Genomic DNA, 19,091 nt, shown 5'->3' on the forward strand with positions numbered 1-19,091 from the left:
TTTGTGGGCTCACTCCCCAGGATAACGGGCCCAGTAGTAATCGTTGACCTCCTGATCTCCGTACTCGCTGACTCCCCAGTTCGGAAATTCATGAAGATCTTCGGCCATGGCCGAAATGGCCTCGCGTAGCTCCAAGGCTTCCAGCCACCGTTCCGGGATGGCCTCCTCTCCGTAGAGGGCGCCGGCCAGGTTGCCGGTTATCGCGCCGGTGGAGTCGCTGTCGCCGTCGTGGTTGACGGCGAGGGTCACGGCCTCCTCCAGGGTCGTCGTGGATAGGACGCTATATAGCGCGATCCCCAGGGCCTCCTCGGCGATCCAGCCCTGGCCCAGCTCCGGAAGAGATTGGGGATCGCCGGGATTGGTGACCGCAAGGCGTTCCGCGTGCTCCACAGCGGCTGTTGTTTCCTCGTGGTTACGGTGCTCCCGTAGTTCCTTCTTAGCGCCGGCTATCGCTACCTGGAGATCCTCCCCCCGCGCCAGTTCGGCGACCACCACTGCCAGGAAGCCCGCGGCGAGCTGGCCGGTGGGATGGCCATGCGTGATCCCGGCGATCTCCGCAGCCGTGTTAAAGGCGTTGGCCGTCCGCTTGCCATCCACACCCGCCCAGTTGGCGTAGTAGAGCCCCACCGGGGCCACGCGCATCACGGCCCCGCAACCCTTGCTGTGGTTGTCCGCCCCGTCCCCGAGCTCCTGCAGGGCGGCCAGAGCCTGGATGCAGGTGTTGCCCGGGGCGCGGCGGGCAAACAACTCTGGATGTTGGATCAGCCAGCCGTCGGATTCGCATCGGGCCCGGGGCTCAACGCCCTGGGTCCTGAGCCAGCGCAGGTAGGCATAGGCCGTCACGCCCGGGTAGGTGGTGATGCCTCGCATGCAGCCCCGCACATGGGCGCGAAGCATTCCCTCGGCGGTGAACAGGGTCATCTGGGTATCGTCGGTGATGGCGCCAATCCGCCCGAAGGCCGGGGCCAGGTCCCGGATCCCACCGGGACCGTACTCGGCCAGGATGGACTGACGACTATAGAACTCCACCGGCGCCCCGAGGGCATCTCCTACAGCGCCACCGAGCAGGCAGCCGCGATACAGGCTTCGGTCCTGATTTTTCAATCACTATCCCTTTTAAAGTTCTGGGGGGCCGTGGCCCAGCAAGGAGGTCCAGATTCAGTGCCTGGCCATAGCCTGATGAATGGTGTTCCGGCCGGGCCCGTGGTTGGGAGGCCAATGGAAAACGCCTACATCCAGAGGTTCAGCGGCTATTGCCAGGACAACTTGTTATACATTTTCTATGTAAGCATATAGGCGCCCTGGTTTCCGGACGCTAAGTAGCAACACTTTGACTTTGGGTTCGCGGGCCATGCCCTTAAGGAATTCAGCCACGCGTGATTTGGTTTTTGCCCCTGATCCCTTGGCTTTCTGAGAGGGTAGAAGATTTTTGTTGAGGATTAGCTCCCCAAATCTGTCCCATAATTCACGTCGGATATCAGAGGCCCCCTCCCTCCAAGCATCATCAATCACGTCCAATGCTTCAGAGGGCGCGACACCCTTTAGGCATAAAACGTTACAGGGATAATGCCCGTAGCTTGCGGGCTCCATGTTGGGGTGCTGTACCCAAGGGTCCCCGGCCAATTGAAAGCCAGGGGGAGTTACCTGGGCGGGATCGAAGGCTACTGGGGCCGCTTGGTCGCGTGGGAGGCGCTTCGCATGTTTCCAGGCGTCCCCGAATCGCTCCGGAAGATCTGGGAAACAGTCCAGATGGATGACCTCAGTAAGACCGTCGGAGCCATTACGTCCTACTGGCGGTTTGGAAGCACCACATGCTGGACAAATTCGGGAGTCACCAGTCGTGGGGTAGTTAGCCAAAATGGATTGCTCAAGAAGCCTGGGGTCCTCGATAAGGTAATTTTCCTCAAATGAATTGAACCGCATCCGCCAACCGCTGCGTTCATGGTCCTGAACCCGCGTAATCCGGGCTGCTACCCCAACCTTTGCCCAGCTTCCCTCCGGAGATGTTGTTTCCACTAGATAAACGAATCCTGGATGGCTCATGGTGGGTACCCCTGTCTTTTTTCGAAGACAGAGTACCCGGACAGTGGGTTGGTGATAAGGGTAGCCGGGACATCTGGAAGTCCCGCCCTGGTGCGGGGCTGGGCTGTGTCATTAGCCCGACAGTTCGTTGCGGACACCCGGCTAGAAGAATAGTGCCAAAAAGGGCTATTTTGGTCGTCTTCACCAAGAGGGCTGGAGTTGTGGGCTTCCCTCGTGTTTGCCAGCAGCCTGGCCTAGGCCCGAGGCAACAAAGAAACCTTAATGGTCGTTTGCGACAAGCGTTGTCGCAGTCCTGGAGAAAATAACAAGCCTGTCCGTCAAGGTTGTCTTCCGGGGCCGGGTCCGGTACCCATGGGGCCCCACCAAGGAGGCGCCCCGTGGCCTATCTCATTCCCTCGGACCTCACCGACCTGGGCCTGGAGGATATCCACCCCGGAGAGTCCGCCACTCTTCGCATCCTTCGGGACAAGCTGCCAAGCCGCTACACCGCCTTCCACAGTGTCCATTGGTCCCACGGATACGGGAGCAAGCCCGTCTTCGGGGAGATCGATTTCGTCGTCGCCAATAACGACGGCGAGGTCCTGTTGATCGAGCAGAAGAATGGGCCGCTTACCGAGGATGGGCAGGGGTTTGGAAGGAGCACGGGGAGTCGCGGAAGAACCCGGTGCGGCAGATTCGCCGGGCCCAGGAACAGGTCCTGCAGAAATTCCAGCGGATGCACGGCAAGCAGGGGAAGCTGGAAACCGGGGTGATTGTTTATTGCCCCGATCATCGGGTGGCCGACCTGAATGCGGTGGGTCTGGACGCGGAACGGGTGGTGGACGCCTCTCAGGCCGACCAATTGGTGGAGCGGATCCAGCACCTTTTGTCGGGCCGGTCGGAGATCCGCTCGGCCCAGGGGCGCCGGGTCCATGAGTTCTTCCGGCATACCTTCGAGATCGTCCCCGACATCCACGCCCACATCGGTTACCACCAGGAGACCTTCACCCGGCTGAGCGGTGGGTTGGCGGAGGTGCTGGACCGCATCGAGATGTCCCCGCTGCGGTTGCGTTTGAAAGGGGCGGCGGGGTCGGGCAAATCCCAGGTGGCCGGCCATTTCTACCGGCAGGCCCTGGCCGAGGGCCGCAAACCCATGCTGGTCTGCTTCAACCGGCCCCTGGCCAACCAGCTCAGCCAGCGGTTGCCCGAGGGCGGTCGGGTGAGCACCTGGCACCAGCTGCTCGCGGACTTTTTGGAGGCTCAGGGAGACCGGCCGGATTTCCAGCAGGTCAATCGGGATCCGGAGTTCTGGGACAAGCTGATGGAACGGGTTCTGGAGTTCGAGGTGGCCCCAGAATGGCAGTTCGATCCGGTGATCGTGGACGAGGGGCAGGACTTCAAGGAGGAATGGTTCGAGGGGCTGCAGCTGTTCGCGGCCGGGGATGCGGACATGCTCTGGATGGAGGATCCCGACCAGAACGTGCGCGCCAACCGGGAGGTCGGTCTCCCGGGTTTCGTCGGGTACCGCAGCCCGGAGAACTACCGGACGCCGGATTCCATCGCCCGGTTCATCCAGAACAGCCTCGATTTTGACTTCACCGCCGCCAATCCCCTGCCGGGATTGGGCGTGCGGGTGTCCGCCTTCACCGACGCCGCGGACCAACAGAAGCGGCTCGCCCACCGCCTCCAAGAGCTGGTCCGGATGGGCTTTGCCAAGGACGAGATCGTAATCCTGACCGTCCGGGGGATGGGCTCCTGCCCCCTGTGGCCGGTGGATACCCTGGGAAGCTTCCGCCTGTCCCGCTTTACCGGGGAATACGACGCGGAGGACCGCCAGGTCATGTCCGAAGGCGATATCCGCCTGGAGACCGTAGGGCGGTTCAAGGGACAGCAGGCCCCGGCGGCGATCCTCACGGATGTTGACCCCCGTGCCGACCGGCTGACGGAAGATCTGGAACGAATCTATACCGGCATGACCCGGGCCACGGTACGCCTGGAGATGCTGGTGGCCGAGGCCAATCCCGAAAACCAACGGTTCATGGAGGCCAGCTAACCCGATGGCACCCCCCCAAGAAGCCTTCCAACCCCTGAGCGAGCGGTTCGACCGGGCGCTCGCACTGGCCAGCGAGCGCCACCGCGACCACAACCGCAAGGGGACCGCCATCCCCTACATCAGCCACCTGATGGCGGTGTCCGCATTGGTCCTGGAGAACGGCGGCGACGAGGACGAGGCCATTGCCGGGCTGCTCCACGACCTGGTGGAGGATACCGATACAACCGTCGAAGAGATCCGCGAGCGCTTCGGAGACAAGGTGGCCGGCATCGTGGACGCCTGCAGCGACGCCGACACCCAGCCCAAGCCGCCGTGGCGCGAGCGCAAGGAGGCCTACATCGCCCATCTTCGCGATTCTCCCGAGCCCGTTCAGCGGGTGTCCGCGGCGGACAAGCTCCACAACGCCCGCTCGTTGCTCGCGGATTACCGGGACCAGGGGGAAGCGCTCTGGGAGCGGTTCAATGCGGGACCGGAGGACACCTTGTGGTTTTATAGAGGGGTGCTCGACACCCTGGATGCCCGGGCCCTGCCGGGGCTTACCGGGGAGCTGGATCGGGTGCTTGGTACGCTCGAATCCCTGAGGGAGGGTTGAATGAAGCCTGGTGGGGTCTGAAAAACAAGCGGAATACGCTGCTTTTCCACGGTTCCGCCAAGCCCCCGAGAGATATCACTGCCCTTCTGAGGGGACGAATCCTGTCCCGGAGGGGAAGGTGGACGGCGGAGGCGGGGCCCGAAAGGCCTGTGGTGGGCATCCTTCCGCAGATTCCGGGGGCAGGGAAAATGCGAACTCTTCGGGGCGCGATTTTTAGCCGGATGGCGCCATCCGGGGCCACCTGATCCAGGATGGGGCGATGCAGGTTCGGCCGGGTACAGATGGCGCCACTCCGAAGGCCCGGAGGGTAGTCCGGGGTCCTGTTCCGGTTTGCGGGTCCTCCGCTACTGGTCGTACACCCCGTCCAGCTTATAGGTGATGGAGCGCAAGGTAACCAAATAGTGGCGGCCCCGGAAGTCCAGTGCAGGCAGAAGCCCCTCCTTGGGAGACGGGCCGAACTGGATGGATAGGCGGTCAGCCTTTGCCTCGAACCGGCTGGAGGCGGGCAGGAAATTGTTCTCCCTTTCCGGATTGCCCTCCACACCGGCGATCCCCCAGAGGTCCATCAATAGCCCCTCTCCGATCTCCACGACACCGAGCAGCTCCTGTCCCAGGCCGGGCTCGTGCTTCTCATAGGCAATCGGGTCCCCGTCCAGAGATCCCTTGGCGTTCCGCGGGGGAGGGCCGTGCCGCGAGAACCCGATGACTACATAGGCGCCTTCCAGGCCGGGGAGGCGCAAGGGAATACTGTCCTCCGCCTCCATCTCCAGGACGGCGTCCCACCACCAATGGTCCAGCCGTTCCATAAGGGTGGTTTTCTCCACCCGGGGTTCCTCAGGGTCGAGGGTTTCAAAGGTAGGGGAATTGGTCTGTCGATACCAGTCCCGTTCGGCCTCGGGGTTCCATTCCAATTCGCGGTTGTCTCCCCGCTCGGAATGCTCCGTCCATCCGGCCGCCTCGGGCGCCACCACCCGGCAGGCCACCAGCCGGAACAACGTCCCCGCCAATTCGATTCTCGCTTCCAGCATTACCTCCGGGTCGGGGGCGGGTCCCACACGGTGCCATTCGGGCCACGAGACCTTTCCCATCCGGGGCAGTTCGGCGCACCGGCCCTGGTGGCCGCCTTCCAGGGTGGGTTCGGCGATGGGGTTGGCTTTCTGTCCGGAATTCTCTGGCAAAGCAGGCCTCCTGTAGGGCGGGTAAGGTTTTAGAGCAGGGAAGAGGGGTGGTCCTCCCAGGCCCCGCTATGGCGGTAGTAGATCATCAGGGTCTCGATGGCGCGGTGTCCGGTGACGTCCTGGATACGGTTCAGGCTAGCCCCCGCCAGCAGAGCGGAGGTGACGTAGCCGGCGCGCAGGCTGTGGGCTCCGATGGAGGCCGGGTCGTGGCCGATGGCCGCGGCGTAGCGGCTGATGATCGCCCCTATGGACCGGGGACTCAGCCGGTTCGGCCGTTCCTCCAAGGGTTCTCCCCGGCGCCGGCGGTGCCGGATCACGGCCGGGATCCGCCCGTTCCGCTGGACCGCGCGGAACAGGGGGCCCGCATCGGCCAGGTCACCGCCCGGTTGCCCGGTCCCCGCGGCCTCCATCCATTCCCGCAAGGCCTGGAGCGGGCACAGGTCGGGCTCCTTTCGCAGCACGCTCACGGCCCGTCCTGCCCCCTGCTGGTCGCCCTTGGACCGGGTCAGGGTCGCAATGAGGCCCTTGCCGCCGGGGGGCACCTGGATGTCTTCGGCGTTCAGCTGGGCCAGCTCGGAGCGGCGGAAGGCCCCGCCAAAGCCCAGGAGGATTAGGGCGCGATCCCGGAGCCCCGCGGCCGTGTCGCGGCGACACAGCCCGGCCATCCGGCGCACGTCCTCGGTGAGCAGAGGCGTTTTGCCCTCCGGGGCCGTGCCGCGGTGGCGTTTGATTCCCTCGAGGACTTTCTGGACTTCAACGTGGTCACCGGGCGGCGAAAGGCGGTGGTCCCGGTGCCGGGCGTTCAGCGCGGCCAGACGCCGGGCGATGGTGTTGGGGGAAAAAGCCGGACGGCCCGGCTGGACCGGATCGGACTCCTGCGTGGGCCGGGCCATCCACGCCAGCCAAGTGACCACGGCCCCGGGCGGGGCGGGCAGGGCGGGGAAGCCGTGGGCCTCGCAATAGGCCTCGAACAGCCGCCAGTCGCTGCTGTAGGCGGAATGGGTGTTCTCGGCCCGGGTGTGGCCCATGTAGCCCAGGGCCGCCTCGGCGTCGGCGCGGACCTCGGGCGGCAGCCCGTCGAGCTGGCGGCCAAGCGGTGCGGGGAAGTGGGACATGGGGCCTCCTCGGCGATCCTGGATAGCTGCTGCCCAGGAGGGTACGGGGACCCCGGGGTTTTGACAGCTCCCCCCAAAACGGTTTTTTCGGTTATGGGAGCTAGCTGGGGAAGGAAGAGGGCAGGGGAGGCGCTCGCCTGCCCCCGGGGCGTCGCTTCGGAACCGGGTCCCACCTGGTTCCGGAACGCGGCCTGCCTGCCGGGCCGGGCGGAAGCGGCCGGAATATGAATTATAGGAAGTAACTGGTGGACCGCAGTCTTTCTTCCCCGTCCCTTAGGCGGCCGACCCCTAGGATTCGCCGAGGTTTGCTTTTGCCGGACCCAGGGGGGATATATCCAAATGGCGCCGCTTGGGAAGAGGATCGCCAACGGGCAGACGGAGAGGGATGGCGCCAATCGGCGCCGTCCCCGGAGGCGGACCGGTCGAGCCGAAGCCGAGGGCCCCGCATTGCGCTGGGTGGCGCCATTTGGCCCCGCATGGCCGGATCGGGGTGCCCGAGGTTCCGTTACATTTCCCTCGGGGGTCGAGCTCCTGTAACGGGGGGAGGAAGTCTGGTATTGGAGAAGAGTGGTGTTTGTAACGGGCAGGTATCCGTCCCCAGGCCGGGCTTGGGTTTTAGGCCGGACTGGGGGGCCGGAAAGGGTTCTAGGTAGAAGGGCTGCTTTCTTTCTTTAGAATCCAAGGGCGGTCCCCCCACGACGGGGGCAGGGCCGCAAGACCTTCTTCTGGGCGCGGACCAGGGGGGGCGGGCGGAGAGCATCCGGTAACGGGTTAGGGAAACTGGCCGGGAAGGAAGGTCATGCCCACCCCTCCAGCTGGGTGTCCAGGTGCCGCCGAACCATTAACAGGTTCGAAACCTCCCCAGTAAGCATCAGGTCCAGGGCGGGCCGACCCCCGAACAGGGGGTTCTTGTTGGGGCGTCGGATCCAGGAGTCGGCGTTCTCCTCCTCCCGAAAAAGAAGGTGTAGATCCTTATAGATGCCGAAGATGTGGGAGAGCCGTTCCAGGGTGTCCCGGGACAGTTCCCGGGGCGGGCTCTGGCGCCACTGGTGGAAGGTGGACTCCCCGACCCCCAGCAAGGTCTGCTGCTGTCCGGGAGTTAGGTCCCACTTGTCCGCGATGTTCCAGAAGACCTCTAAGCCGACCCGGGCCTGTTTCTCCCGGCTTTCCGGAGTTCCCTCAGCGGCATTCCCCATGGGCACATCCCTCCTTGTAGAGAGTGGATAGAGACCAATCTATCCTCACGAGGTTGCCTGGTCATGCAAGCCCGATATGACCTTCCGCCACCTTCTGGCTTGGGTGGTTCCACCTTTGTCCTCGGGAAGGGCCAATGCAGGCCCTTTTTTGCCCAATAAAACGGCGGAGGCAGGAGGACGTAAACAGGTCAGGGATCCGCTGCCCCCTCTTCGAGGAGCCGGTCCAGGATCTCTCGATAATCGCTGGGAGGCTCACCGGCCGCAAGGCGCAGGGTGCAGCAGGGGCAAAGGGCCTCCAGGTGGACGGCGGCCCCGTCGCAGCCCATGACCTGGACCTTACCGGGCTCCCCGCAGCGGTGGCAGGTCCGCAGGGCCTCCTGCTGGGCGCGCAGCATGGGCTCCCGGTAAGAGTCTCCCTTGGGGATCTCCTCCGGCCTGGGGTCTAGGGCAAGCCCGCCATACCGCTCGTAGATCGCGGTAAAACACAGCGGGGCCGGCAGGGGCCCACGGTCGTTTTGGAGACGTTCCAGTTCCTGGATCATTCGCTCCACCAGAGGGATCCAGGCTTCCCGAATGGAGAGGGTGGCCATGCCCAGCATGTCCGGGTGGGCTTGCTTGAGCCGGTCGGCTGGGGTGATGTTTTGTTGCAGGGGCATGGTTGTCTCCTTACCAGGTTGAGGGGCTGGAAATCGGGAGTCTTACTTATGGCCGATGAAGACTACGAAAAACTGCCTCCAGAGGAGCTTTACGAGGTCGATTACGTCCGTTGGGTGCGGGAGCAGGCGCAGCTGATCCAGGAGCATGGGGCCGCGATACCCGGCGTTGACCCGGAGACCTTGGCCGACGAGATCCTCGACCTTGCCCGGTCCCAGGTATCCCAGGCCGAAGATTCGGCGGAACAGTTGATCGCCGCGCTAATCGCTGGGCCCGCCGGCCGGCAACAGGGCCTGCCCCGGGGGCTGTTGGAATATTGGCTCCAACTCCGGCTGGATGGACGATGGTGGCTGAAGAGAATGCTGGAGAATTCGCCCAGCATCCGGGACGAACTCGAGCAAAAAATGGATGAGATCAACGAGGCCGGCCGCAACCAGGCCAACCTGCTTTGGTACAGAGCCGGGTTGGAGCCGCCTGAGATGGCCAAGCCCCAATTCACGCTGGAGGACCTGTTGGAGGATCCCGAGACCAGCCCGCATTGGCGGGCTTGAGCGGCCCTGTCAGGCTTTGTCGCCCGCCAGGGGCGGGTCGAACAGTAGCAGCATGGCCTCGCTGACCTGGGCCTCCGTAAGGCCCCGGGTGGGGTCCACCTCGATCACCGGCAGGTCCAGATCCTCCGGGGCTCCCCAATCATCGTCGAGGGCTACCCACGCCTGGGGTTGGCCCCAGCGCCGGAGCCAGTCGGTCACCTCCTGCCAGCGGGCGCAGGCGTCCTCGAACAGGTCGGGATCCGTGGTCCCCAGCAGGGGCGGCTCCGGCCATCCGGCGGCCTCCAGCAGGGTGCGGATCTCGTCCAGGGGGACCGTGGCCCGCCAGGAACTGGAGATCACCACCTGGGCGTCGGTGGCCTCCACGATCTCGCGCGCCCGAGCCACCAGGGCGCACTCCAGGATCACCAGGGCCTGGCCCTGGCCATCCAGGGAGGGGCAGAGCCGCCATACCCGCTCTCCGTAGCTGTCCCAGGAGAGGTTCCGGGCCGGGTCGTATTCCGACCTCGGCGCGGGCCAGGTGTTGCTGCGATTCAACACCCCGTCAAAATCGAGGAACACGATCCGCTCTGGGCTGGTGTCGTCCATATTCCTCGGCTCCTAAAAGGCGGCCTCGCCCAGCACCCGGGCCTGGGTGACCACGCCTTTGGCCCCGTCCTGGCCGGGGACCGCCGTGCCGGTCACCAGCACGCCGCCCTCGATCCGGGCCTGATAGCCGGTGTGGTGGTGTCCGTGGACGTGGGCCCGGACGCCCATGGTCCGGGCCAAGTCGCCGAGTTCGCGGTAGCCGTGGTGATGGCTCTCCGGGGCCTCATGGGTCACCAGGATGTGCGCCTGCTGGCGCTCCAGGGCGGCGTAATCCTCCGGCCAGATGGAGGACCATTGCTTGGCCGGCGGCCCGTTCCGGTAGCGGGTATGCCGGGGCGTGTCGCGCCGGCATCGTTGCCGGGTCTCGTAGCGCACCCCGTTCTTTTGCGGCTCCCAGACTTTGCTGCGGAAGATCCCGCCGAGCCCGGCGACCCGATACCCGCCCAGGGTCACGACGCGACCAGTTAGGTCGCGGTCTCGGGGCAGCTCCGCCAGGTGGCGCTCCAGGTAGGGGTAGGCCGGTTCGTCCTCCGGGCCCTCGCGCACGGTGTCGGTGTCGTGGTTGCCCAGGATGTAGTAGACGGGGGCGACCTTTTCCAGGAGCGCGAGAAGGCCATCGGACTCCGGGGCTTGGTCGCCGAGGAGGATAATGGCCTCGGGGCCGAGTTCGGCGGCCCGGTCAAACACGGGGCCGAACTCCCCGTGGGGATCGCCGACAAATAGTAGGCCGGGCATGGCTAAGTCCTCCTTCCAAGGCAGTCGGAGAGCCTCCGCGTAGTGACGCAGGCTCTCGATCACTTCTCCGGCCACGGCTTGGCTTGCAGCGGAAATCGCCAGGGTTCGCGCAAGCCGGTGACCGACAGGTCTACATCGAGGTCAGGCCAGTGGAGATGGTCAGGGCCATGCCGTTCCACCCGTTCGATGGCCGCCCTGGAGGTTTCCGCGAACCAGGGGTAGTCCGCGTAGAGCAGCCAAAAGGTCTCGCTATCCACGGCCAATTCGATGCCTGCCTCGGTGATCCGTTGGACCTGGGCTCCGTGCAGAGGCTTGGCTTCTTCCCCCTGGTGATTATTGGGGTCCGTCACCGTTGCTCTCCTTGGCTTCGCCAGCCAGAATCCGCTCCCTAGCCCGCTCGGCCTCGACGATGGCGAGGCGCAGGCTGGCCACGGCCCAATCCAAGTCCGTGCCCTGGTAACCGGGCAGGGCGTCCCGGGACCGCCGCAGGCGGTCCAGCGCCGCGTCGAGATCATCCAGGGCCGACTCCTGCTGGGTGGCCGTCCAAACGGTGAGGTCCTCGCCGCGCAGCAGCCGGGCGAGCCAATCGGCGTCCGCGAGCGACCAGCTCCGCTCGGTCTTGGGCAGCTTCCACTCGGGAACCTCCTCCGGGGCGTCCTGGTTGGGGCGGATGCTGACGGGGGTGCCGGCCATGGTTCCGATGATGGAGGCGTGGCCGCCCTCGGGGTTTGCATCGAAGGGCAGCACGGCCTCGATCTCTTCCAGGTCGCCCTCGCCGGCCATTTCGAGGGCCCGGGTCCAATTCAGGTCTTTCATGTCAGTACCCCAGCGCCAGGATCCGGTACATGGTCATAAGATGGCGCACGTCGGCCTCGGCGCGGTGCGGCTGCCATCCCTCGGCCTGCATCCGTTTCCAGGCCGCGGCGTCGGCCTGCTCGATGCGCTCCGCAGGGCCGCCCGCCAATAAGCCTTCCCAGAGCCGGTCCACATCCTGGAGCCCGAAAGCGGGCTCCCATTCCGGGTCGGCGAAAAGCTCCCCGAGCCACATGCCGTCGTAGTGGATCGCGGTGCAGTAGGCGGTGCGGCCGGCCAGGGCCTCGTTCATCCGGCGGGCCACCCGATCCGGAGGCTCGCCGTGCGCGGCCAGGTAGTCCCGACTGAGGCCGTGCATCATCCATGCGGTGGTGTCGATGGGGTCGTCCCACTCTGGGATGGGGGTGGGGTCGATCAGGTGGGCTTCCACCGCGCCGGTTTGCGTGTCGCCCCAGGCCACCTCCAGGGGGTAGCTGGCCGGGCCGAGGCCGGAAGCCTCGAAATCCAAAAAGATCGGCATTTCAGCCCTCCAGAAGGATTTTCCGGGTCTCCATCAGGTGGCGCACGTCGTTCGCGGCCCGGTGCGGGTGGACGCCCTGGGCTTCGAGGCGCTCCCAGGCCAGGCGCTGGGCCTCTTCGGCCCAGTCCTGGTCCTTGCGGGCAAGCTCCAGGAAGTGCGCCTGGGCGTTCCGCCACTGGATGGAGGCGATCACGCCGCGGGTCCGCAGGGTCAGTTCGTCCACCCAGCCCTTGTCATCCCAGGCCGTGGCCATTGCCACCTCGCCGGAGAGTTGGCGCAGGACTTCCTTGGCCACCTGGCGCGGCGGCAGGCCGTGTTCCCGGAGATAGCCCCGGCTCAGGCCATGGACGGCCTGAGCCGCCGGATCCCAATCGGTCCAGGTCTCCACCCCGGTCGGGTCGATCAGGTAGCTGCGGATGATGCCGGTGTCCGGGCAGCCCCAGGCCACCTCGATCGGATAGCTGTAGGTCTCATCGAGGCTGGCCGCCTCGCAGTCGAGGAAAAACGGCATGGCCGGCCTTTCTGGGCGGCAAAAGAGGGGAGGTAGGAGGAGGAAGGGTTCCGGCCTCCTAGCCCTTCTTCCGCTCCGCGCGCTTCCGATCGAAGCGTTTCTCAAGTTCCCCTTTAGGGAGTCCAGCCTCGGCTCGGAACTCCTTGGCGACCTCGGCGAGCACATGGAAGTCGGCGTCGGCCTTTTCCGCGCTGTTCCTCGCAATCTCCCTGGCCTCCCGGAGATCCTGGTTTTCCGCGTTCGCCCGCTTGAGCCGGGACTGGAGCCGGACGATCTCCTCCCGGAGCCGCCGGATCTCGGCCCGCTGGTCGGCGATGGTCTGGTCCTTCTGCGGCTCGTCCCGCAGGGCCCGCATGGCTCGGGCCTTGATAAAGGGATGGGCGAAAGCGTCGGTTGGGTACATGGGCAGCTCCTCCGTGGCTGGGCTCGAACGCAAAAAGGCCCCGGTCGGGGGTTTCCCGGCCGGGGCCAAAATTCGGGGATTCTATTGTTCTTGGGCGCCCAAAAATCCATTTTTGATTTTACCAGGGATTTTGTCTTTTGTCAAAAACCAAGACAATTTTGTCCGAAGTCGGTTGGGGTCAACAGAAAAGGGTGGGAAGGCGGAGGGAGAACCTACAACACCAGGGTCCGGGCCATGGAAAGCGTCAAGTATTGCCCGAAAGGACGAGGAATGCCGCCGGCGGGGGCGACTCCAAAGTCAAGGAGTGCACGGGGGCGGATTGGCCACCAGGCAATGGCCGGCCTCCCTACAGAGAGGGTTCGAAGTCCAGGCCAAAAGAGGGGCCAGGAGAAGGGGGGCTTGCACCGGGCCTGAGTATTTCTGGAGGCTACCCTTTCTCCTGAAGGGATGGAATTTCCAGTAAAAAACGACCAAATCACCGGTTCCGGAACGGCAGCTAGCCAGGAGGTAATGTCCCGGACCGGGACAGCCACCCCCCACGGGCCCGGGACTTGTCCGATTAACAAGAGGGGTCTATTCAGTCCGGAGCGGTCCGAAAAAAGGCTCCTCGACGCCGCAAATGGAGTGCGCCAGGCGAAGCTCAGACGCCTGGGATTGGAATAGACCATGAAAAGGTGTGCTGGAACCCTGAGGGTTGCAAACCCTCCCGGCCAAGGCTAGCCACCAGCCGGAAACCAGCCTTGCGCGTCCTCGGGCAACCGATGACGTGAAGCGTAGGCGGTGAGCGGGCAGGCCCTGTATGGAGCCGCGAAAGGAGCGGATTGCGGGAGCCGACGCTGTTCCATTAGCGGAAGGCAATACGGCTCGGCTGTACCGGCTTGGTCGAGTCACCCGCCGCGGTCTAAGACCAGGGCATGTTCGCAGTGGGGTTCCCTGGGAACCTGGGAGGTCCTGTCGCTCCCACCGTACGAGCGCGGTTGCGGGCCACCGGTCGGAAGGCCCAGGCCCCTGGTTGGTGCGCCGCGACCAGCGGGAGCGAAACGCGGGCGCAGCGGTGGTACCAGACGGCGAGGGGAGACCGAAGCCGCTGGGATGGGCGGCAGGAAGTCGGAGCAGCCCGTAGTACCAAGGAAGCCGGGGAAGCCGCCCCGGGCGACCCGGTGGAGGAAAGGGGCTGCCGGGCGATGGAACTGCTGGAGGGAACGATGCCCGAAACCAAGGATTCGGATCCCATCTCCTCGAGACTCCAGCGGATAGCGGCCATTGCGGAGGCGCACCCGGACGAGCCGCTTAATCCGCTTGCCCACTTCATCGACGAGGCTTGGCTGTTTGCAGCCTTCCGGCGGACCCGCAAGGACGGGGCGCCGGGTGTCGATGGGCAGACCGCGCAGGATTATGTCCGGGAGCTTCCGGACAATCTCCGATCCCTGCTGGATCGGGCCAAGTCGGGCACGTACTGGGCGCCACCCGTTCGCCGGGCGGAGATCCCCAAGGGCGATGAGCGGGTAATAGACCCGCCCGCCGAGGTGGCCGTTGTAGGCCGAGGCGGCCTGGTGGCCGGCGACGCCGATGGCCATGCCGTCGAAGTCCAGGATCAGGCGACGCTTGCGGTGGCCGCCATTGGCGGCCCGCAGGCGCTGGCCGGCCAGCCGAAGCACGGCCTCGTGGAGCACGGCCCGGTAGGCCTCGGTGGTCAGCGTACCCAGCAGACGGGACAACGTCGGCTGCGAGGGCGGGGCCACCTCCAGCGGGCTCAGTCCCCGATGACCGCTGCCGGTGACCCGCAGCGGCGGATCATTGGCTTGGCCCTCGGCGTCGGCCAGATCGCCCCAGCCATGGGCGAGCAGACCGATCACAATGCGCATCTGGTCGGGCAGCGGGTGCGTGACCTGCCCGGGATCCCGCGGATCGGCGAGTCGTTCCCCCAAAAAGCTGAAGGTGCCGGCTCGTTCCAGGAAATTGCAGACCAGCAGCAGTCCGGCGTCGCTGCTCTGGTTGGATTCCCGGGCTTCGACGACCACGGACCGGTTGAACGAAGGACGGAGCAGTTCTACGCTTTCACCCGTGGCGTGAGGCTTCTCCCTTGTATCTTTGGCTTGGACACATCTGATTATAAAGGGAAAGGTCCTCACGCCATACTTTTGTCTAGGGCCCGCGATGAATGAGGACGGAATTAGCGACAAAATCTGACGTCTCGTTCTGGAAAATCATTTTGGAGCAGATGTCTTGTCACCTAGGACAGAGTTCGATATCACTGGTGCCCACCAAGAAGCCTGGTGTGAGGTGGTTGGTGCTGGTCGGTTTATGTGGAGAAGGGCTAAGCAAGTACCGCACTATTGCTGAAAAAAGAAATTCTTCAAAAAAACCGACGTTAGTTAAAAACAGTAGCACGAAACGAGAAAAGTCAATAGGAGAGAGGGGAGTAATGGAAGATCAAAGTTTTAACGAAGAGGACTTCAAAGGGAAATTCAAGGAGGAGTATAAAAAATACCGCTCCTCAATAAGTAAGCCAAATATCCTTGTTATGGGCGGAACAGGAACTGGAAAAAGTTCCTTGGTAAATATGGTGTTTGGGGAGGAAAGGGCCCAAGTAGGGGCCGGAGAGCCTGTTACAAGTGGGATTAAGCCATATGAAAGCGAATTTGTAACAATTTACGATAGTGAAGGTTATGAGTCGGGGAAAGAAAACCAAAATAAATATAAAGAAAATATTGTAAAATTTGTTACAGATAGAGAAGGGAAATTAGAAAAGCAGATCCACTTGGTATGGTATTGCATTAGTTTTGCGTCCCATAGAATTTGGGATATTGATATAGAGCTTGTAAAAGAAATTAAATACAAAAAAATCCCTATCGCAGTTATATTTACACAAGCTGATGTTGTTTCGGATGAAGATGCAGAAAAATTGATACAGACCTTTAAGGAAAGTTGCCCTGGTGTTCCTGTTTTTGAGGTATCAAAAGATCCCGAGCTTGGTCTCAGTGTAGAAGACTTAATAGATTGGGCATATGAAAACATTGACGAATCAGTACGGCATGCGTTTATTACCGCAGTTAAAAGAGGTTTTAATAAGAAGAATGCAGAAGCCAAGAATGTAATCAAACTACACTCAGGAATAGCAGCTTCGAGTGCAGCAACCCCCGTCCCATTCTCAGATGCTCCGCTATTAGTAGCTAACCAAGTCACGATGTTGGCAAAAATTACGTCTATCTGGGATATACAAGGTGTTGATTCTATAGTCTCCGGTGGAACTCTTGGGCAAATATCAACTCAGGTGGGAAGAACGCTGGTTGGTAACCTAGCAAAATTGATTCCTGGAGCTGGACAGGCAGCCGGATATATTATAAATGCATCGGTGGCCTCAGGATTAACTGCTGCAATCGGTTGGGCTGTTAATGATCTTTGCTATAGGTATAAGAAGGATATGCTTGACGGAAAGAATGTAGATATCCAAAAATACTTTGATTCAGAAGTTTTGCAAGAACTTATTAAACAATACATGAAAAAGGAACTTTAAATTGGAAAAAGCAAATATCTTGGTGTTAGGAAAATCTGGGGTGGGGAAATCGGCACTTCTAAATTATTTGTGGGGAGAAACCATTGCAAAAGTTGGGAGTGGGCGTCCCGTAACCCCAGAGGCCTCGGAAAATGAAACAGGCATTTATTCATATGACCCATTAGAATTCGACGGGGTGAGGTTGGTAATAAATGATAGTTGGGGTATGGAGGCTGATAAGGCTGATAAGTGGCGAAAAATTATTGATAAGCAAATAAGAGATGCCGAAAAATCATCAAAAATCTCGGGGTGGTTTCATTCAATAATATATTGTTTGGACGCCGCCAGAGCTAGGTTGGAGGAGTTTGAGGTTGAGTCCATACTGAAACCTTTTTATGAAGCGGGTAATACTGTTGTATTCGTTCTAACAAAATCGGATATTGCTTCGGAGGAAGAGAAGGGGGGGATGGCTCGTTATATTAATGAGATGTTTCCTGACAATGGGGGAGTATATGAAGTATGTAATATTAACCAAACCCTAAGAGGAGGAAGAGAGAAGAACACCTTTGGCAAAGAAGAGGTTCTTACCGGGGTATTGAAAAGCGTGAAAGGAAATTTAAGCAGGAAGATTGCAAGTAATTATGTGTCACAATGTGAAATAAAAATAAAAGAGTGGCGGAGACTGGTTGTTAAATATTATGACGAGCGTCGGATTACGACTAAAGGTTCAATGGAAAAAGTTGATGGATATGCAAAGAAAGAGTTAAAGAACAAAATCTCTGAGCTGGATAAATGGCTGGAAATTGTGCTAAGCGACTCTATTAGATTGTTCGATGCCCTCGGTACGAATATAGGGCCCCAGGAATATAAAAAGTTAAAAGAGCATAGCATTAATATGAAACAAATTGGTTCGGGGGGGGTTGGCTGGGAAGGTGAAGTTGCTTTTGCAGATGCATTTATGTTTTTTGTTCCCGGTGTTAATTTGTTATGGGCATTTTTTAGGGGGGATATTCATAGAGATGATTTGAAGGAAAAGTTGTCCGAAACGGAGAGAGAGTTTGTAAAAATTGGAAAAAAACAGTCAGTAAAAATTAAGGATGCTATTGAAGAAAAATTGGTTGTCCCCCAGCTTCCGCATATTTCTTAATTATTAGAAAAATTTTATCTTTTGTCAGGTTTTTGTTGGTTGAGGGGAAGGTTGCCCTGCGGATTCAATCTGCAAGGAATTTAGGCCGCCTCTAGGTGTATGAGTAGGTTCCGCTATACCCGGTCCTGATACGCCTGGAACGTCTCCGGATCGATTCCGTGGCCGATAGCTTCCGCGAGGCCGAGCCGGTCGAGCTCGCGGTTGGCCTCGATGATGATGCGGTCCCGGACGGAGACATCGTTCAGGGTCAGATGCTTCCTGAGGAATTGGTCACGGTCCCGGGGGTCGGCCTTCCCGTCCGCCACCGCCCCGACGAAACCCTTCACTAATTCGCGGATGGTGTTCCGGTGGTCCCTGGCCACCGATTCCTTGCCGGCGATGGTCTGAAAGTAGGTCCGGTACCGCTCCACCGAGGACCGGTAGCCGTCAAGAAACACCCGGGTCATGATCGACGTGGTCCCGAGCTCGTAGAATTCCACCATCCCCCGCAAATACGCTTCCCGGTCCATGTTGAAGTAGGAGAGGGGGGCGAGTCCCTGCCGGAGGAGAGGAAGGTTGGCCGCCATCCGCCCCGTTCTTTTGTTTACATCCAGGAAAGGTTGCAAATAGGGGACGGCTAGCAGGAGGAAAAACGCCTGCTCGTAGGGATCCGGGATTTCCGGGGCCTTTCGCCCAATCCCTTCGAACCCAGCCTCCACCGTCAGGAGGTCGGGGGAGGGGAAATAGGCGGTCCGGGCGATGGCGACCTCGCCGCCCCGGAGGTTGCCTTCCTCCTCGGGAGACTCGAGCAGATCGCGGGCGAGAAGTTTGTGCAGTCCTCGGAGGGTAGCCGTATTGGGTTCGAGGAGGGCCCGGTTCTTTACCAAAAAGTCTACGGTGTCGGCGTGGTTGCGGATCATCCGCGTCTCTTCCGCCGACCGCCCCTCCGCGGCCTCCCCCTTCTCGATCAGATCCTCGGTCTCGCCGAAGGTATAGGTATTCCCCTCGAGTAGCGAAGACGACCAGGCGGTGTCGATCATAAGCCGCCGGAAAACCGTCTGGTTGATGGTATCCCCGATTTCGAGAGAGGCGTCGGATAGCGCTCGGGCCTCCTCCGCGGCCTCTGGGGGAAGGAGGCGAGTCTCGCCAGGGATATAGGCCTCGATCCGCGCTGGGTGGAACCACTTGAGGGAGCGCTTTCCGGGGTCAATATCGAGGTAGGCCTGGGCTACGGATTCTGTGTCCGGACGATACGTGGTCTGAGGCCCCTTTGGCCTCTTGTGGACGAGCCCCGAGTCGACCAGGGCCGATAGGCGGCGGCTCAACTGCTGGCGCGTGCCGAACGGAACGGCCCCCTGTACCCGCTCAAGGATCGCTGACAGACGCACGGGCTCCCCGGCTCCGAGAAGGGCGGAAAGGATGGCTTCGTCCCCCTCCGGAAGACCGAGGTTGGCAATGATCTGCCGGATGTCGTTATCGGTCAGATTCATGTTCCATACCGTGCTTTCAGGTTTAAGTAACCCATTTTTTGGTTACTGTAA

General features: G+C 61.5%; 20 protein-coding genes. 6 read left to right on the top strand and 14 right to left on the bottom strand.

Annotation, left to right across the window (positions count from 1 at the left end):
- Positions 1-9: 9 nt before the first annotated feature.
- Positions 10-1,104 (bottom strand): ADP-ribosylglycohydrolase family protein, encoded by a 1,095-nt coding sequence (locus AN478_RS06950; protein ID WP_054965901.1) that lies wholly within the window; start codon positions 1,102-1,104, stop codon positions 10-12.
- A 1,316-nt stretch (positions 1,105-2,420) separates the two neighbouring features.
- On the opposite strand from AN478_RS06950, the gene AN478_RS14840 reads away from it, so the two are divergent.
- The 3 genes from AN478_RS14840 to AN478_RS06960 are packed head-to-tail and all read left to right on the top strand — an operon-like array spanning position 2,421 to position 4,667.
- Positions 2,421-2,795 carry an NERD domain-containing protein gene (locus AN478_RS14840; protein ID WP_074471290.1) on the top strand — a complete coding sequence of 125 codons (375 nt, stop codon included), beginning with the start codon at positions 2,421-2,423 and terminating at the stop codon, positions 2,793-2,795.
- Positions 2,708-4,075 carry an ATP-binding domain-containing protein gene (locus AN478_RS06955; protein WP_054965902.1) on the top strand — a complete coding sequence of 456 codons (1,368 nt, stop codon included), beginning with the start codon at positions 2,708-2,710 and terminating at the stop codon, positions 4,073-4,075. Before AN478_RS14840 ends, AN478_RS06955 begins: the two co-directional genes overlap by 88 nt.
- Positions 4,076-4,079: 4 nt before the next feature.
- On the top strand, positions 4,080-4,667 hold the full coding sequence (locus tag AN478_RS06960; protein WP_054965903.1) for an HD domain-containing protein: 588 nt from the start codon (positions 4,080-4,082) through the stop codon (positions 4,665-4,667).
- A gap of 344 nt (positions 4,668-5,011) precedes the next feature.
- Here AN478_RS06960 and AN478_RS06965 read toward each other — a convergent pair whose 3' ends face one another.
- The 4 genes from AN478_RS06965 to AN478_RS06980 all read right to left on the bottom strand — a co-directional run bounded on the left by AN478_RS06965 (position 5,012) and on the right by AN478_RS06980 (position 8,812).
- A complete protein-coding gene (locus AN478_RS06965) occupies positions 5,012-5,695 on the bottom strand; it encodes a hypothetical protein (protein ID WP_143004085.1) in 684 nt (227 codons plus the stop codon).
- A 179-nt stretch (positions 5,696-5,874) separates the two neighbouring features.
- Positions 5,875-6,960, bottom strand: a complete 1,086-nt coding sequence (locus tag AN478_RS06970; RefSeq protein ID WP_054965905.1) for a site-specific integrase — start codon at positions 6,958-6,960, stop codon at positions 5,875-5,877.
- 797 nt (positions 6,961-7,757) lie between these two features.
- The gene (locus tag AN478_RS06975) at positions 7,758-8,156 is read right to left on the bottom strand and encodes an MbcA/ParS/Xre antitoxin family protein (RefSeq protein WP_054965906.1); all 399 of its coding nucleotides are present in this window, start codon (positions 8,154-8,156) and stop codon (positions 7,758-7,760) included.
- 188 nt (positions 8,157-8,344) lie between these two features.
- Positions 8,345-8,812 carry a hypothetical protein gene (locus tag AN478_RS06980; RefSeq protein ID WP_054965907.1) on the bottom strand — a complete coding sequence of 156 codons (468 nt, stop codon included), beginning with the start codon at positions 8,810-8,812 and terminating at the stop codon, positions 8,345-8,347.
- Positions 8,813-8,860: 48 nt separating this feature from the next.
- Between AN478_RS06980 and AN478_RS06985 the strand changes: the two genes are divergently transcribed.
- A complete protein-coding gene (locus AN478_RS06985; protein WP_054965908.1) occupies positions 8,861-9,361 on the top strand; it encodes a DUF29 family protein in 501 nt (166 codons plus the stop codon).
- A gap of 9 nt (positions 9,362-9,370) precedes the next feature.
- On the opposite strand, the gene AN478_RS06990 is transcribed toward AN478_RS06985, so the two are convergent.
- The 8 genes from AN478_RS06990 to AN478_RS14845 form a co-directional block, all read right to left on the bottom strand.
- Positions 9,371-9,946, bottom strand: a complete 576-nt coding sequence (locus AN478_RS06990) for an HAD domain-containing protein (RefSeq protein WP_054965909.1) — start codon at positions 9,944-9,946, stop codon at positions 9,371-9,373.
- 12 nt (positions 9,947-9,958) lie between these two features.
- Positions 9,959-10,681, bottom strand: coding sequence for a metallophosphoesterase family protein (locus AN478_RS06995; protein ID WP_054965910.1), 723 nt, complete (start codon positions 10,679-10,681; stop codon positions 9,959-9,961).
- A 59-nt stretch (positions 10,682-10,740) separates the two neighbouring features.
- Positions 10,741-11,031: a DUF2442 domain-containing protein gene (locus tag AN478_RS14095; RefSeq protein WP_054965911.1), complete on the bottom strand. Its 291-nt coding sequence runs from the start codon at positions 11,029-11,031 to the stop codon at positions 10,741-10,743.
- Positions 11,015-11,497, bottom strand: coding sequence for a hypothetical protein (locus AN478_RS14100; RefSeq protein ID WP_054965912.1), 483 nt, complete (start codon positions 11,495-11,497; stop codon positions 11,015-11,017). Before AN478_RS14100 ends, AN478_RS14095 begins: the two co-directional genes overlap by 17 nt.
- 1 nt (position 11,498) lies before the next feature.
- Positions 11,499-12,014, bottom strand: a complete 516-nt coding sequence (locus AN478_RS07010) for a 3'-5' exonuclease family protein (protein WP_054965913.1) — start codon at positions 12,012-12,014, stop codon at positions 11,499-11,501.
- 1 nt (position 12,015) lies between these two features.
- Positions 12,016-12,525 (bottom strand): 3'-5' exonuclease family protein, encoded by a 510-nt coding sequence (locus AN478_RS07015; protein ID WP_054965914.1) that lies wholly within the window; start codon positions 12,523-12,525, stop codon positions 12,016-12,018.
- Positions 12,526-12,583: 58 nt separating this feature from the next.
- Positions 12,584-12,928, bottom strand: coding sequence for a hypothetical protein (locus AN478_RS07020; protein ID WP_054965915.1), 345 nt, complete (start codon positions 12,926-12,928; stop codon positions 12,584-12,586).
- Between the two features lie 887 nt (positions 12,929-13,815).
- On the bottom strand, positions 13,816-15,060 hold the full coding sequence (locus AN478_RS14845) for a transposase (protein WP_399353894.1): 1,245 nt from the start codon (positions 15,058-15,060) through the stop codon (positions 13,816-13,818).
- A 146-nt stretch (positions 15,061-15,206) separates the two neighbouring features.
- On the opposite strand from AN478_RS14845, the gene AN478_RS13545 reads away from it, so the two are divergent.
- Together AN478_RS13545 and AN478_RS13550 are read left to right on the top strand one after the other, a co-directional pair.
- Positions 15,207-16,445: a YcjF family protein gene (locus AN478_RS13545; RefSeq protein WP_176758736.1), complete on the top strand. Its 1,239-nt coding sequence runs from the start codon at positions 15,207-15,209 to the stop codon at positions 16,443-16,445.
- 1 nt (position 16,446) lies between these two features.
- On the top strand, positions 16,447-17,571 hold the full coding sequence (locus tag AN478_RS13550; protein WP_074471294.1) for a GTPase: 1,125 nt from the start codon (positions 16,447-16,449) through the stop codon (positions 17,569-17,571).
- 113 nt (positions 17,572-17,684) lie between these two features.
- Here the strand turns inward: AN478_RS13550 and AN478_RS07030 are convergent, their stop codons facing one another.
- Positions 17,685-19,040 (bottom strand): Fic family protein, encoded by a 1,356-nt coding sequence (locus AN478_RS07030; RefSeq protein ID WP_054965917.1) that lies wholly within the window; start codon positions 19,038-19,040, stop codon positions 17,685-17,687.
- Between the last annotated feature and the right edge of the window lie 51 nt (positions 19,041-19,091).

Source organism: Thiohalorhabdus denitrificans (assembly GCF_001399755.1).
Classification (GTDB): domain Bacteria; phylum Pseudomonadota; class Gammaproteobacteria; order Thiohalorhabdales; family Thiohalorhabdaceae; genus Thiohalorhabdus; species Thiohalorhabdus denitrificans.

Bases quoted from the DNA above. Each gene is read 5' to 3' on its own strand.
- AN478_RS06960 (WP_054965903.1), top strand. From the start codon at position 4,080: ATGGCACCCCCCCAAGAAGCCTTCCAACCCCTGAGCGAGCGGTTCGAC.
- AN478_RS06965 (WP_143004085.1), bottom strand. From the start codon at position 5,695: ATGCTGGAAGCGAGAATCGAATTGGCGGGGACGTTGTTCCGGCTGGTG.
- AN478_RS06970 (WP_054965905.1), bottom strand. From the start codon at position 6,960: ATGTCCCACTTCCCCGCACCGCTTGGCCGCCAGCTCGACGGGCTGCCG.
- AN478_RS06975 (WP_054965906.1), bottom strand. From the start codon at position 8,156: ATGGGGAATGCCGCTGAGGGAACTCCGGAAAGCCGGGAGAAACAGGCC.
- AN478_RS06980 (WP_054965907.1), bottom strand. From the start codon at position 8,812: ATGCCCCTGCAACAAAACATCACCCCAGCCGACCGGCTCAAGCAAGCC.
- AN478_RS06985 (WP_054965908.1), top strand. From the start codon at position 8,861: ATGGCCGATGAAGACTACGAAAAACTGCCTCCAGAGGAGCTTTACGAG.
- AN478_RS06990 (WP_054965909.1), bottom strand. From the start codon at position 9,946: ATGGACGACACCAGCCCAGAGCGGATCGTGTTCCTCGATTTTGACGGG.
- AN478_RS06995 (WP_054965910.1), bottom strand. From the start codon at position 10,681: ATGCCCGGCCTACTATTTGTCGGCGATCCCCACGGGGAGTTCGGCCCC.
- AN478_RS14100 (WP_054965912.1), bottom strand. From the start codon at position 11,497: ATGAAAGACCTGAATTGGACCCGGGCCCTCGAAATGGCCGGCGAGGGC.
- AN478_RS07010 (WP_054965913.1), bottom strand. From the start codon at position 12,014: ATGCCGATCTTTTTGGATTTCGAGGCTTCCGGCCTCGGCCCGGCCAGC.
- AN478_RS07015 (WP_054965914.1), bottom strand. From the start codon at position 12,525: ATGCCGTTTTTCCTCGACTGCGAGGCGGCCAGCCTCGATGAGACCTAC.
- AN478_RS07020 (WP_054965915.1), bottom strand. From the start codon at position 12,928: ATGTACCCAACCGACGCTTTCGCCCATCCCTTTATCAAGGCCCGAGCC.
- AN478_RS07030 (WP_054965917.1), bottom strand. From the start codon at position 19,040: ATGAATCTGACCGATAACGACATCCGGCAGATCATTGCCAACCTCGGT.